General features: G+C 30.6%; 14 protein-coding genes. 8 read left to right on the top strand and 6 right to left on the bottom strand.

Annotation, left to right across the window (positions count from 1 at the left end; translation table 11 throughout):
• Positions 1-27 precede the first annotated feature (27 nt).
• Positions 28-924, top strand: coding sequence for an ABC transporter ATP-binding protein (locus FD06_RS00940; protein ID WP_056965617.1), 897 nt, complete (start codon positions 28-30; stop codon positions 922-924).
• A complete protein-coding gene (locus FD06_RS00935; protein ID WP_056965616.1) occupies positions 917-2155 on the top strand; it encodes an ABC transporter permease in 1239 nt (412 codons plus the stop codon). Before FD06_RS00940 ends, FD06_RS00935 begins: the two co-directional genes overlap by 8 nt.
• Before the next feature lie 30 nt (positions 2156-2185).
• On the opposite strand, the gene FD06_RS00930 is transcribed toward FD06_RS00935, so the two are convergent.
• Entirely contained in the window at positions 2186-2605 is a 420-nt protein-coding gene (locus tag FD06_RS00930) for a MerR family transcriptional regulator (protein WP_056965615.1), read from the bottom strand.
• A gap of 199 nt (positions 2606-2804) precedes the next feature.
• Here FD06_RS00930 and FD06_RS00925 point away from each other — a divergent pair, with 199 nt between their 5' ends.
• Positions 2805-3272, top strand: a complete 468-nt coding sequence (locus FD06_RS00925; protein WP_056965614.1) for a C40 family peptidase — start codon at positions 2805-2807, stop codon at positions 3270-3272.
• 48 nt (positions 3273-3320) lie between these two features.
• On the opposite strand, the gene FD06_RS00920 is transcribed toward FD06_RS00925, so the two are convergent.
• Positions 3321-3590 carry a hypothetical protein gene (locus FD06_RS00920; protein ID WP_056965613.1) on the bottom strand — a complete coding sequence of 90 codons (270 nt, stop codon included), beginning with the start codon at positions 3588-3590 and terminating at the stop codon, positions 3321-3323.
• A 215-nt stretch (positions 3591-3805) separates the two neighbouring features.
• Here FD06_RS00920 and FD06_RS00915 point away from each other — a divergent pair, with 215 nt between their 5' ends.
• Both FD06_RS00915 and FD06_RS00910 read left to right on the top strand, forming a co-directional pair.
• Positions 3806-5932: an LTA synthase family protein gene (locus FD06_RS00915; protein ID WP_082605237.1), complete on the top strand. Its 2127-nt coding sequence runs from the start codon at positions 3806-3808 to the stop codon at positions 5930-5932.
• Between the two features lie 107 nt (positions 5933-6039).
• Positions 6040-6777 (top strand): potassium channel family protein, encoded by a 738-nt coding sequence (locus FD06_RS00910; RefSeq protein ID WP_056965611.1) that lies wholly within the window; start codon positions 6040-6042, stop codon positions 6775-6777.
• A 3-nt stretch (positions 6778-6780) separates the two neighbouring features.
• On the opposite strand, the gene FD06_RS00905 is transcribed toward FD06_RS00910, so the two are convergent.
• The gene (locus tag FD06_RS00905) at positions 6781-7773 is read right to left on the bottom strand and encodes an NAD(P)/FAD-dependent oxidoreductase (protein ID WP_056965610.1); all 993 of its coding nucleotides are present in this window, start codon (positions 7771-7773) and stop codon (positions 6781-6783) included.
• 80 nt (positions 7774-7853) lie between these two features.
• Here FD06_RS00905 and FD06_RS00900 point away from each other — a divergent pair, with 80 nt between their 5' ends.
• On the top strand, positions 7854-8627 hold the full coding sequence (locus tag FD06_RS00900) for an alpha/beta hydrolase (protein WP_054657485.1): 774 nt from the start codon (positions 7854-7856) through the stop codon (positions 8625-8627).
• A gap of 119 nt (positions 8628-8746) precedes the next feature.
• Positions 8747-9709, top strand: a complete 963-nt coding sequence (locus tag FD06_RS00895) for a nucleoside hydrolase (protein WP_056965609.1) — start codon at positions 8747-8749, stop codon at positions 9707-9709.
• 42 nt (positions 9710-9751) lie between these two features.
• Here the strand turns inward: FD06_RS00895 and FD06_RS00890 are convergent, their stop codons facing one another.
• Both FD06_RS00890 and spx read right to left on the bottom strand, forming a co-directional pair.
• The gene (locus FD06_RS00890) at positions 9752-10552 is read right to left on the bottom strand and encodes a Cof-type HAD-IIB family hydrolase (protein ID WP_056965608.1); all 801 of its coding nucleotides are present in this window, start codon (positions 10550-10552) and stop codon (positions 9752-9754) included.
• A gap of 99 nt (positions 10553-10651) precedes the next feature.
• Positions 10652-11050: a transcriptional regulator Spx gene (gene spx, locus FD06_RS00885; RefSeq protein WP_056965607.1), complete on the bottom strand. Its 399-nt coding sequence runs from the start codon at positions 11048-11050 to the stop codon at positions 10652-10654.
• A 232-nt stretch (positions 11051-11282) separates the two neighbouring features.
• Here spx and FD06_RS00880 point away from each other — a divergent pair, with 232 nt between their 5' ends.
• A complete protein-coding gene (locus tag FD06_RS00880; RefSeq protein WP_056965606.1) occupies positions 11283-12827 on the top strand; it encodes a bifunctional metallophosphatase/5'-nucleotidase in 1545 nt (514 codons plus the stop codon).
• Positions 12828-12854: 27 nt separating this feature from the next.
• Here the strand turns inward: FD06_RS00880 and rny are convergent, their stop codons facing one another.
• Entirely contained in the window at positions 12855-14432 is a 1578-nt protein-coding gene (gene rny, locus FD06_RS00875; RefSeq protein WP_237757213.1) for a ribonuclease Y, read from the bottom strand.
• Between the last annotated feature and the right edge of the window lie 15 nt (positions 14433-14447).

Raw genomic sequence — 14447 nt, 5'->3', positions numbered from 1 at the left:
ATTCTAAGCAGCAAGGAGGGATTAATTATGTTGGAAATTAAAAATCTACATAAAGTTTTCGAAAATGTAACAGCATTATCAAACGTCAACTTCATAGCTCAAGCTGGACACATAACCGGCCTTATTGGACAAAATGGAGCTGGTAAATCAACCACCTTTCACAGTATTCTAAATTTCATCAATTACGACGGTGATATAAAATGGAATGGTCATCAAATTACTGAAAACGATTTTAATGACATTGGATATTTACCGGAAGAACGTAGTTTAATGATTAACTTAACTATTGAACAACAAATTATTTATTTAGCTAGGCTTAAAAATAAAACCGTAGCGGAAATTAAACCTAAAATTGATGATTGGCTGAATCGATTTGAAGTTAAAGGAACTAAAAAAAGCAAAATTAAATCATTATCAAAAGGGAACCAGCAAAAGATTCAATTAATATGTACACTAATTCATGAGCCTAAATTAATTATTTTAGATGAACCCTTTAGTGGTCTTGACCCTGTAAATGCTGATTTATTAAAAAGAGAAATCTTTTTAGCCAAAGATAACGGGGCAACTATTATTTTTTCCAGTCACAACATGCAAAACGTTCAAGAACTATGTGACCGACTAGTCATGTTAAATAACGGAAATGTTGTTCTAAATGGCGACACCCAAGAAATTAGAGATAGTTTTGGAAAAACCAAGTTGTACATCAGTACTGATAAAACTCGTGAAGAATTATTATGGCTCGATCATATAAAATCAGTACAAACTAGATTTAAAAATCACTACCTCATTCAGCTTGATAACGAATCAGCCGGTAAAGAAATTTTCGAAAAATTAGTTGGTAATCAATACACTGATCAATTCAGTCAAGAACCACCTACCCTAGATGAAATTTTTAAAATGAAAGCAGGTGAACACATTGAATAAATTATGGGTAATTATTAGTGAAACTTACAAATCACAAATAAAATCAATAACTTTCTTATTAAGTGCCTTTTTGCCATTAGTATTAGCGCTACTCGTCATGATACCTATTACGATGATGAGTAATAGTAGCAGCTCGTCATCAGGTGAAGATAACGAACCTTCAACTGCTTTAATTTCCAATCAAACTCAAATAAGAAATAATTTTGTAAAAGAATACCCTAAAGATATGGATCATAAAATAAATAACGAAAAGCAAGCCAAAAATGCCGTGAAGAATGGTGATATTGATGGGTATGTAAGTTTAAACAATAACGGGAAACAAATTACGGCAACATATCATGGAAACGATGATATGGACTCAGATGTTAAAAATCACGTCATAAATTATATTCATACTGTACAAAACAAATTAAATGCTGATAACGCTAGCTTAAATGTGAAACAAGCAAAAATTATGAATAATCAACCCATATTTAAGTCAACTGTTTCAAGTAAATCCAATCATGGTTATGATGAAAATAAAGATGCTAAACATTTATCTATAACGATTTGCATATTTGCAATGTACTTTATTTTAATAATTTATAGTTCCATTACAGCTCAAGCTATCGCAAATGAAAAAGGCTCTAAAATTATTGAAGTCATTTTCTCAAGTACCACTGCGATGAAATATTTTATTGGAAAGATAACTGCTATTGCTGCGTTAATTTTAACTCAAATTGGTATATATATAATTAGTGGAATTGTCGTTTATGAATTAAATGCAGGTAATCCGCTTATTAAGGAAAATCAACACTTTATAAATTTAGTAATTAATAATTTACTAGGAATTCCATTATTGTATACAATCTTAGGAATCATTTTATATGTAATTTTATCTGCTGTATGTGGAGCACTAGTCGTTAAAGCTTCAGATGCAAATAAAGCAGCCCAACCAGTCGTATTAGTTTCAATTGTTGCTTTCTTATTATCAAATGCTTTCCAGCAATTCCCTAATAGTTTGTTTTATAAAATTTGTTCATACGTACCATTACTTTCAAACTATTTCATGCCAACAAGAATAATCAACGGAAATGTTGGAATCAGTGAAGTATGTATTTCTATCATAATCTTAGTGGTTACAATCGTTTCGATATCATGGTTTATTGGTAGATCTTATAAAGGTTTAATGCTACAAAATAGCAATAACAGTTTTTTAATTCGTTTAAGAGATGGTTTCAGATACAGATAAAAAATAACGTGTACTCATTTTAAGTACACGTTATTTTTTTATAACTCTATATTCAATTTCATCATTTTCGTTAAGCATTCCGTATAATATTTCAGACTTTTCAGCATTAAAAAAGCCTAAGTTGACTGCCATTTCACCATCTAATTCTTGAATTCCATGATATGATTTTTCTAGAAATTTTCTTAGAAAATCCATATTTTTAATGTGATTTTTTGTTTGATCAATGGCTCCCTGTAACGTATATCCTTGATCTAAAAAATATTTAATTGAACTAATTTTCATAAAATTATGAAAGTCATAAACTCTAGAACTATTTTCGTTGCCACGCAAAGATTCAATGCAACCTTTAGATTCCCAGTATCTTATTTGGCGAGGCGAAACGTCAATCATTTTACTTACCTCACCTATCTTAAAAATAAGCTTTTTAAATTGAACTGTCGATGGAATCATATATCCACCCCACTTTTAGTTTATATACAAGAAATAATTTAACACATATTCGAGAATTAATCATTTAGTATTACAAATCAATTAAATTACAGTGATGAAACCTTGATTTAATTGATTTGCAACAGCTTTGTTACAGTTTTGTCATAATCTTTTACTATAGTTGTTAGTAACAAATATGAAAACGAGGTAATTAATTTTTATGAGAAAACAGTTAAAGAAATTCGTAATTAGCATTGTAGCTTGTACAACACTTTTAGTTTCAGGATTAGGTATGTCAAATATTAATGCTAAAGCAGATATTTCAGACCAAGATTTTGCTCAAGCATATGATGTTGCTCAGGATAAGTTAGGTTCATCATATGTATATGGAGCAGTTGGTCCTAACGTTTTCGATTGTTCAGGCTTTACTAGTTATGTTTATAAAAAAGCCTTAAATGTTCAATTACCTAGAACGGCACAAGCACAATATAATGATTCAAAACGCGTATCAGCTAAGAATGCAGACAAGGGTGATTTAGTTTTCTTCGGTAGTTCAAGAAGTAACGTTTACCATGTAGGTATTTACGTAGGTAACGGAAAAATGATTGACGCCCAAAACCGTGGTGTTGTTACTGAAAATATCAATGCTCCTTGGTGGAACTTAGTTGGATATGGAAAGTTAGCTTAATTCCATACATAAAAAGCACTCTTTTGTTAGAGTGCTTTTTATTTTTAATTATAAATTAAGTCTGTAATAGTTTTCAGCAACATCATGATACCTTAGTTTTTCTAAAGATTCATAAATCATAACATTTAAATCGTTGAGCTTAATTGACGAATAGTTAGCTAACTGAACTGTTACTAAACGCTCTGTTCGCACAATTGCTTCTAAATTTTTTGTGTATAATAGTAATATATTATGAATCATTTCGGGAGTACATTTAATAAATTTATCATTACTGGTATAAACTTTTAACTTAGCATTTTGATTAACAATATTTTCCAAAAAACATACCCCCGAGTAATCTTTATACTTATAATAATACTTCTTTTTGATTTTTTTGCAACTATATATAGTGTTATAATAGTAAATTATACTACATATAGTTAATGTTTTATGTATTTTTGTTAAACATTTAAAAACAATCTTCATTTTATGTTTAATTCTGTTAGTATTAAGTAGTTTAAAAAGACACTAAAGGAGTCACAATATTGAATTTAATAAATAAAATTAAAAATAATTTAAATCAAAGAATCGGCTTTTTTTGGTTATTAGTAGGTCTATTTTGGTTAAAAACCGTATATGCATATTTTACTGATTTTCAACTAGGTATTAATAATTTTTTTGAACTATTAATTGCCTTAATTAATCCCATCGCAACCACAGTTTTAATTTTTAGTATTGCACTATACATAAAATCAAATCGTATGTTTTATATTGCTGCAATTATTTTAGATATATTAAACACTGTGCTTCTATATCTAAACGTAATTTATTTCAGAGAATTTACTGATTTTATGACAGTTAGTACAATGACTGGATATTCAAAAGTTAATCAAGGACTAAGTGGAGCATCATTAGCTTTGACTATGCCTCATGATGTTTTTTATTGGATAGATATAGTTATTGTATTGCTATTATTGCTATTTAAGGTAATCAAAATGGATCAAAATAAGCGTAGTCTAAAAAAAGGGGCCGCTATTTCATCCATGGCAATTGCACTATTCTCAATTAATTTATCATTGGGCGAAATGGATCGTCCACAACTACTAACTCGTACATTTGATAGAACTTACATTGTAAAATATTTAGGCTTAGACTCTTTTACAGTATATGATGCTATTAAACAGCAACACAATAAAGATCTTAGAGCTATGGCCACTAAGTCCCAATTTGATAATGTCTTAAAATATACTCAAGACCATTACGCAAAGCCTAATCCCAAAATGTTTGGTGTTGCTAAAGGACGTAACGTAATTATTATTCATCTAGAAAGTTTTCAACAATTCTTAATTGATAAAAAAATAAATGGTAAAGAAGTCACGCCATTTTTAAATAAGTTGTTCCATAGTAAATCAACGTACTCATTTGACAACTTTTTCCATCAAGTTGGTCAAGGTAAAACTTCAGATGCTGAAAATATGTTAGAAACAAGTACCTTTGGCTTGCCACAAGGTTCATTATTTACTCAATTCGGTAGTGACAACACTTTCCAAGCCGCACCAGCCATTTTAAATCAACAAGGTAACTATACTAGTGCTGTATTTCATGGAAATGTAGCTAGTTTTTGGAATCGTAATAATGTTTACAAAAACATGGGTTATCAATACTTTTTTGATGCTAGTTATTACGATGTTTCTGGCGATAAGTCCCTTGGATATGGCCTTAAAGATAAATTATTATTTAAAGATTCAATTAAGTATCTGCAAGAACTGCAACAACCTTTTTATGCTAAATATATTACCGTAACTAATCATTTCCCATATAGTTTGGATAGTGAGGATTCCAAATTTAAAGTACCTAATACTGGTAGTACTTCAACTGATAATTACTTTAAAACTGCCAATTATTTAGATCAAGCTGTTAAAGAATTTTATGCCTATCTCAAAAAATCGGGATTACTTAAAAATTCAATGATTATGTTATACGGTGACCACTACGGAATTTCCAATTCTGAGAATAATAACTTGGCTAATATATTAGGTAAAAATCCAGACGACTGGAATAATTTTGATAATGCTCAACTACAAAGAGTCCCATTAATGTTTAATATTCCCGGTATTAAAAATGGCCATGTTAGTCATACTTATGGCGGTGAAATTGATGTCTTACCTACATTGATGCATTTGTTAGGTATCAATACTAAAAACTATATTCAATTTGGAACCGACCTATTTTCCGACCAACATGATTCAGTGGTAGCATTTAGAGATCGTGACTGGGTTACCCCTGACTATACTGGAATTAATGGCAATATTTATAGCAATAAAACTGGCAAATTAATATCACCTAATAAGCAACAAGATAAAAAATTTAGTAAAATTCAAGATAAAGTAAATAATGAGTTAAGTTTATCGGATTCTTTAAATCAGGAAAACTTACTAAGATTTTACAAATTAAAGGACTTTACACCAGTCGATCCAAGAAAATACAATTATTCTAATGGATTATCTAAAGAACGCAAAATCGAAGATAAATTAGGTAAAAAATCGACTAGTTTAGTTTCAAAAAATGGTGATAAGTCTACCACTGGCTTGTACAAAACAGATGCTCCAGAGGCTAAACATCAAGTTACTGATTCTAATCGAATTAAAATTGTTAATCCAGATACTAATCAAGGTAAATAATAAAAAAACCAATAATATTTATTATATTATTGGTTTTTTTATTGCTTATTTATTAAAACAGGTCTATTTTTAATTGTTAGTATATAAATATTTAACAGGTGTGATATATGAAATATAAATCTGCATATAATTTAGAACTTTCATACGATATATCTATCGTAATAATCGCTTCATTATCATCAGTAATGGTCCTATTAGACTATTTAAAAGTTGTTGATATATATGAGAATCCCATTAAATGGATTTATTTTGGAATTTGGATTTTTTATATTATTGACTATTTAGTTAGGTTTGCGATTGCTAAAAATAAAAAACATTATTTGTTAGAAACCGCTTTAGATTTAATATCACTAATTCCAGGTCACCCTATTTTTGTATTTTTCAGGTTATATCGAATTATTAGAATAATTAGAAAATATAACTTACTTTGGAAAATAGGTATTGATGGCAAGTTCACGAGTGAAACACATCGATTTATATACGACACTGGATTCATATATTTATTTTCAGTCAGTATTTTAATTTTAATAATCAGTTCACTACTGTTCGCACATTTTGAGAATTACGACTTAGCAACTGCTTTATGGTGGTCAATTACAACTGCTACTACTGTCGGTTACGGTGATATTTCACCACATACGTTAGGTGGAAAATTAGTTGCTGCATTCCTAATGATTGGCGGAATTGGTTTTATTGGTTTGTTAACTTCTACGATTACTGATTTTTTCACTAATAGTGATAAAAATAATAAAGACTATAATGATCAAATGACCCAAATGATGACTCAAATTAATAATTTAACTAAAGAAGTTAAAAAATTAGAAAAAGAGATTAAACATAAATAGGAACTATTTAGACAACTGTGTACTATGAATGGGAACATTACTGTCTGGATACAAGTTTTGCATGATTCCATTGACTGCCAATGGGACTTCTCCCAAGCCAGTCGCAATAATAGTCTGTTTACCTTGATAGGTAGCTTGATCTCCAATCGCATAAATATTTTTTATGTTAGTAGCCATGGTTTCATCAACCACGAGTAGTCGATGGTTAGATTCCAAATTAATTTTCCAAGCTTGCATGGCTTTATTGTTTGCGATAAAGCCATAATTTACAATCATTTTATCAACATCAATGTTGATAAATTCATCATCAGTACGCATCTTTTTAGCCATTAATTCAATTTGACCATTGTCAATTTCTTCAACTTTTTTAATTAAATACGGTGTAATAAGTTCTACTGATGAATCTTTTAACGTACTAACCATTCGTTCTAAACCGCGAAATTCATTTCGACGATGTAATAAGTAAACTTTTTTAGCAACTTTTTCTAACATCAGAGCCTGGTCAATTGCTGAATCTCCGCCTCCTGCAACTAAAACTGTTTTATTTTTATAATCATCAAGGTTTTTAATGAAGTATTGAATTTGCTTATTCTCAAATTTATCAGCATTTTCAGCTAGCAGTTTACGTGGCTTAAAGGAACCATTACCTGTAGCAATAATTATTGCACGACTTTTAGTAATTTCCTTATCAGTTGTTATTTTAAATAAGTTATCAACCTTTTCCACATCATTGACGGTTGTATTTAATTTTATTTCCGGATTCATGGTCAATAATTGAGACTTTAAATTTTTAATTAACTCTCTTCCAGTAAGACCAGTAAAACCAGCTACATCTAAGATTGTCTTTTCCGGATACAAAGCATTAACTTGTCCACCCAATTCTGAGAGACTTTCAATTATCTGAAACTTAGCATTTCGAAGGCCTGAATAAAATCCGGCAAACATTCCAATTGGCCCTCCACCAATAATTGTAATATCATAAATATTTTCATTCATTTTGTTTATCTCCTTTTATTTGACTTTCATTTAAGATATTATTAGTCATATAATTATACTTTAGCAAAGGAAGTACAATAATGCACAATAAACGTAAAAAGATTCTAATTGGTTTGGTACTACTAGTAGAATTTATAGTTTTTATTACGAGCACTCTTTGGATATTTAGAGGAAGTGTCCTAAACGATTTAAAAGTAAAACAAACTTCTACCGCAACCATATTCATACCTGGATATGGTGGAAATGCTGTATCAACTAATGATTTTATTGAACAGTTCAACGAACATAAGGTAGCTAAAAGAACTTTAAGATTACACATCTCTAGTGATGGAAAAGTTTCTACGATTAAGCAGTATGCTAAAGTAGGCAATAATAATCCATTAGTACAACTACTATTTTCTGACAATACGCATCCCATCAAAGAAAGTTACCAAATGTCTAATGTGATGAAATACTTATATAAAAATTACCATATTAAATCTGTTAATTTAATTGGACACTCTTCCGGTGGACAAATTGCATATGAATATATGGTTAACCATCCAAATGAAAAAAATGTTCCTAAAGTAAATAAGTTTGTAAGTATTGCTAATGACTATCCCAAAAAAGATCCCCGTGTTAAAAATTTACCTAAAAATTTAGAGGTATTAAACATTGCTGGTGAGATTTATAACTTTGGAACTGACGCTGAAGAAGCAGTTGATATTGTAAAGCCAATGGGTAAATTAGTTGCCCCACATGTTAAGAGCTATAAGTTCCATTTATACAAAGCTGGACCACTATCTGCCGAACATTCTATGCTACATGAAAATCCAGAAATCGACAAGATAATTGCCGAATTTCTATTCAAATAAAAGGTCGTTTAAGGACGACCTTTTTTATTTTATACTTTAAGTTTTTCTAATTTAGCAATATAATACAGCTAACATGTTATTACATGTTCAAACATATTTATTTGGGGGTTCTTTGGATTATGGCAAATAAAAAGTTAATTTTAGACTTGGACACAGGAGTAGACGACGCAATGGCAATTGCTTATGCAGTCGCTGCTCCTAATGCTGATTTAGTAGGAATAGTTAGTTCCTATGGTAACGTTGTAGTAGAACAAGCTGCTAAAAACTCTTTGAAAATTTTAGAATTATTAGGCGCAACGGATGTACCTGTTTACATAGGTGAATCGCATTCGGAAATGACAGACCATTTTGATGTAATGCCCGTTTCCGCTCACATTCATGGTAAAAATGGTATCGGTGAAGTTGATTTGCCAGAACCACAAAGAAAACCTGAAAAAGAATCAGGAGTTGATTTCTTTATCGAAGCTGCTCGTAAATGGGGTAAGGATTTAACTATTATTCCTACCGGACCATTAACTAATTTGGCTGCAGCTTTGAAAAAAGACCCTGAAATAGCCGATTTAATTGGCAATGTAACTTTAATGGGTGGTGCTTTAACCGTACCTGGTAACGTGACACCATTTGCAGAAGCTAACATTCAACAAGATGCTGAAGCTGCTAACTATGTATTCACAAATAAATTACATGATACTATGGTTGGTTTAGATGTTACTTTAAGAACCCTACTAACTAAAAAAGAAACTCAGCAATGGAGAGATTTAGGCACTGCTGCTGGTGAAAAATTTGCCGATATTGTAGATTACTACATTAATATTTATGATGAAATGTATCCTGAACTTGGCGGTTGTTCATTACATGATCCATTAGCAGTTGGAATTGCATGTGATCCATCATTTGCCACTACCTTAGATATTGATATGGTTGTAAATTCTGACAAAGAAAAATATGGCCGTACAATTGGTGATACTGCAAGATTAAGTGATGCTAATCCTTCCGTAAGTGTGGCTATTCAAGTTGAAAAAGACAGATATCTAGCTACATTCATGGAATACTTAACTACCCTATTCAAAAATAATAAATAAAAACAACACAAAAAGATGTCTAGTGTAAGCTAGACATCTTTTTTATTTAAAATATTTTTCTAAATAGTAAGCCACCCCATCTTGATCATGATCAAGTGTAGTATCATTACCTATTTTTTTGATATTATCTTTGGCATTATCCATCACTACCCCCAGTTTAGCCGCTTGTAGCATTTCTATATCATTTTCAGCATCGCCGAAGGTCATTAAATTATTAAAATCTAAATCTAATTTACGCAAAAGATGTTCCAGTCCATTTGCTTTATTTACACTTGGCTTTAAAAATTCCATAATTTGAGGCTGTGAACGGACAATGTGGTAATTATTTTTAATATCATCAGGCATTGTACTTCTTACACTATCTAATTTTTCAGCACTTGCTGACATAATAGCCTTACTGTATTTTTGATTAGGTAGTTCCTCAAATTTAGCGTTAACAAATTTTAAATTAGCATTCAAAACTTCTTTATAATCAGATTTCACTAAATCAGTTAATGAATAAACTTGTTTAAAATCTAATACATCTAATGGTAAATTATTAGCCTTCGCAAAATCGTGAATTAATTTAAAACCTTTTAACTTTAAACTATCTTGAAACAAAACCTCTTTGGTAGCATTTTTAATCACCATACCACCATTAAAAGTTACAGTATAATCATTGGGCCCTAATAAGTCTAATTGTTCAACATAACGCCAAACCGCATTGATTGGACGGCCTGTGCAAAGCACTACTTTAATTCCATTTGCATGGAGTTCTTTTAAAACTTTTTCATTACGCTCACTAATATTTTTATTTGAATTTAATAAAGTATTATCTAAATCCAAAGCAATTAATTTAATCAAATTACTCAACTCCCTAATGATAATTTTAAACTAAAAATAAAAAAAGCACTAACTAAACATAGTTAGCACTTCATTAAAAGTTCATTATTAAGTTTTAGATTAAGCTCCTAGCTGTGATTCTAGTTCGCGAAGTTCAGCTTCACGCACAGATCTAGGTAAGAATCGACGGATTTCTTCTTCATTGTATCCAATTTCCAAACGTTTATCATCAAAAATGATTGGACGTTTAATCAAATCAGGATATTTAACCACCAAATCGACTAATTCAGACAATGATAATTCATCTAAGTCTAAGTTTAGTTTTTTAAAAATATTTGAACGAGTAGAAATAATGTCTTCACTGCCATTTTCAGTTAGACGAAGTATTTGCTTAATCTCATCCACATTTAGAGGATTGGAATTAATGTTTCTTTCCTTAAATGCTATATTGTGAGCTTTTAACCAAGCTCTAGCTTTACGACTTGATGCACTACTAGGTGCTACATAAAGATTCAACATACTTATCACTCCTCAATCGTTAAAAAAACGATATAATGTCAATTTACTTACAAAAAATACGTAATATTGACTACTTCAATAGTATCATAAATAAAGTAATTAGTTCATAATGTTTATTTATTTAAACATTCCTTAAACATTTTCTCATAAAAGTAGTGAATAAATAAATTTACACGACCTTAAAATAAGATTATAATTTTACTAACAATCTTATTTAGCAGGGAGTGACTAAATGAAAATAAACATTTTAACTACAAGCGATACACATGGTTTTATCTTTCCTACTAATTACGTAAAAAATAATGAAGAAATGCCCTTTGGGATGCTAAAAGTTGCTAGTTGTCTAAAAGATTTGAAAAAAAAATTAGATAATGTGGTAACTATTGATAATGGAGATTTTTTAGAAGGATCACCACTTGCGTATTACATAGCAAAGGTTTTAAATCAAACTTCACCAAAACAAATTGATGACGTTTTTAACCTAATGGATTATGATTATGGAATTTTAGGCAATCACGAATTTAATTACGGAATTAATTACCTTAAAAATACGATTAAAGAATCTAATCGTAAATTTTTATGTGCTAATATTTTAAATGAAAAAGATGAACCTGCTTTTGGCACAGCCTATAATATCAAAAGTATTAACGGAGTTAAGGTCGGTTTTTTAGGTTTAACTACACAAGGAACTAATAAGTGGGCTAATTATGGAAATTTAAATGGCTTAAAAATTGTTTCAGCAGTACAAGCTGCCAAAAAATACATACCAATTATGAAAAAAGAAGCTGACGTTATTATAGTTAGCTATCACGGTGGTTTTGAACGTGATTTAAAAGGAAATTTAACGGAAAAGTTTTCTGGAGAAAATGAAAGTTATCAACTACTAAAAGAAGTTAAAGGCATTGATGCGTTAATAACGGGACATCAACACCGTAAAATGTCTGGCAAATTATTTGGCGTCCCAATCGTTCAAGAAGGTCGTAGAGGCCAATATGTAGGCAAAATAACTTTGAACGTTAACAAAGAACATAAAGTAACCAGTAGCAACGCTGAATTAATTTCCACTGGTGATTACACTCTAGATGCTCGCATTAAAAAACAAGTGACACCAATTCAAAATCAATTAAATCAGTGGTTAGATAAACCTCTAGCTAAAATTGATGGGTGTATGAAATTCAGTAACCCATTTGAAGTCAGATTAAATAAAAATAGTTTTATTCAGTTTGTCCAAAAAGTTCAAATGGATAAAATGGGCGTGGATATATCGGCTACCGCACTTTTTAATAATGAAGCTCATGGATTTGAAAATCCTATCACCATGCGCAACATTATAACTAATTACGTCTATCCTAATTCCTTATCTGTCTTAGAAATTAATGGTAGTGAATTAAAAAAGGCCATTGAAATTAGTGCCAACTATTTCGCGGTTGATAATAATAAAATTATAGTTAATCCTAATTTCTTATATCCTAAAGCTAGACACTATAACTATGATATGTATGAAGGCATTGATTATACAATTAATGTTAGTAAACCGGTTGGCGAACGTGTGGAAAAAATAACTTATCACGGAAAAAATATTACTAAAAATCAAAAGTTAAAAATCGTTTTGAATCAATACCGAGCCTCTGGTGGTGGGCATTTTCCAATGTTCAATGATGCAAAAGTCATAAAAAGTGACCCAACTCCGATGAGTCAAGTGATTGCTGAATATTTAAAATATCATAAGCTGATAAAAGCTGAAAATAATCATAATTTTAAAATAATAAAAAAGTAACTCCTTTGACGTTTTGGAGTTACTTTTTTATTTAGCTATTTTTTTACGTTTACCAACATACTGAACTGCTCTTAGTTTTCTAATCGTAGTAACTTTAATTTTACCAGGGTATACTAACTCAGATTCAATCCTATTCTTTACATCATTAGTAATTTTTTTACTTTGATTATCATCAACTAATTCAGGGTTCAAAATAATTCTAATTTCACGACCAGCTTGGATTGCATAGCTTTCTTTAACACCACTTTGTTCATTAGCTATATGCTCTAAGCTCTTCAATCGATTTACATATTCTTCAACTGACTCACTTCTAGCACCAGGACGTGCTCCAGAAATGGCATCCGCTGTAGCCACTAATTTTGAAATTAAGTTAGTTGGTTCAACATCCCCATGATGAGAAGCAATCGCATTAATAACTACTGCATCCTCATTGAAGGCTGTTGTTAAATCAACCCCAAGTTCCACATGTGTCCCATCAATTTCATGGTCAATAGCCTTACCAATATCATGAAACAAGCCTGCTCTGCGAGCTAAACTAACATTTAAACCTAGTTCAGATGCTAAGATTCCAGATATTTGAGCTACTTCAATCGAATGTGATAAAACATTTTGACCATAACTGGTTCTAAACTTAAGTTTACCTAATATCTTTAATAAATCAGGATTAATGTGCTTAAGATTGAGAATACGAGCAGCATGTTCACCAACTGCTCTTAATTCATTATGCACATCTTGGGTAGAAATGCTTACTTGTTTTTCAATTCCATTAGGAGTTATTTGACGAGAAATAATTAATTTTTCTAAGACATTTCTAGCTATTTCTCTACGAATTGGATCATGTGTCGCAATTTGTAGCAAAAGTGGATCGCGTTCATCAAAAATCAAATCAGTTCCCGTTAATGATTCGATAATTCTAAGGCATTGCTCATCATGCATAATTAATTTTAATTTGATATCACCATTTGGCAATAAAATCGATTTATCAATATGATTACGTGGCTCATCTTTGGGCCCTCTTTGAATTGAATCAATAATTAAATCATTAGCTATTTTCTTAGCATTAGCCCTAATCTCTTCATTTTGATAACGAACTTCAACGTCTTTTTCACGACTTAATTCGTTCTTAGCTGCATTAATAATGCTTTCCCTAGCCTCACTTTTACTAGTTTGACTTTGATTTTCTAGTAAAGATGCTCGCTGTGACAATAATGATTCTGCCTCATTTTTTAAATTATCTAGTTCTTGTTGAACATTATCATTCGCTGTTTCTTGTTCCTTAAGGTATTCAGAATAATCCATCAAACGCTTTTTAGTTTGCGACAAATAGCGCTCTCTTTGCTCGATTCTTTGCTGACGGTTATCGTTTTCTTTAGCCTGATAATCAATGTCTTCTTGTGTACTTAAACGATACTTTTCAGTTTCTTGCTTACTTTCGTGAATAAGTGTCGAACATTGTTTTTTTACATCTTTATCATTTTGAACTAAATAATTTTTAGCCGCTTGCTTAGATTTTTTAATTTTTTGATTAATTTGTCTTTTGTCGAAAATAATTCCACAAACAACACTAATTAAACCTAATAATAACAAAATACTTGTTTGTGCCAATCCATCTCCTCCTTC

The sequence above is a fragment of the Apilactobacillus ozensis DSM 23829 = JCM 17196 genome, assembly GCF_001435995.1.
GTDB lineage: Bacteria > Bacillota > Bacilli > Lactobacillales > Lactobacillaceae > Apilactobacillus > Apilactobacillus ozensis.
The sequence above is the reverse complement of the archived record's forward strand: the minus strand, read 5'-3'. Positions and strand labels throughout refer to the sequence as shown.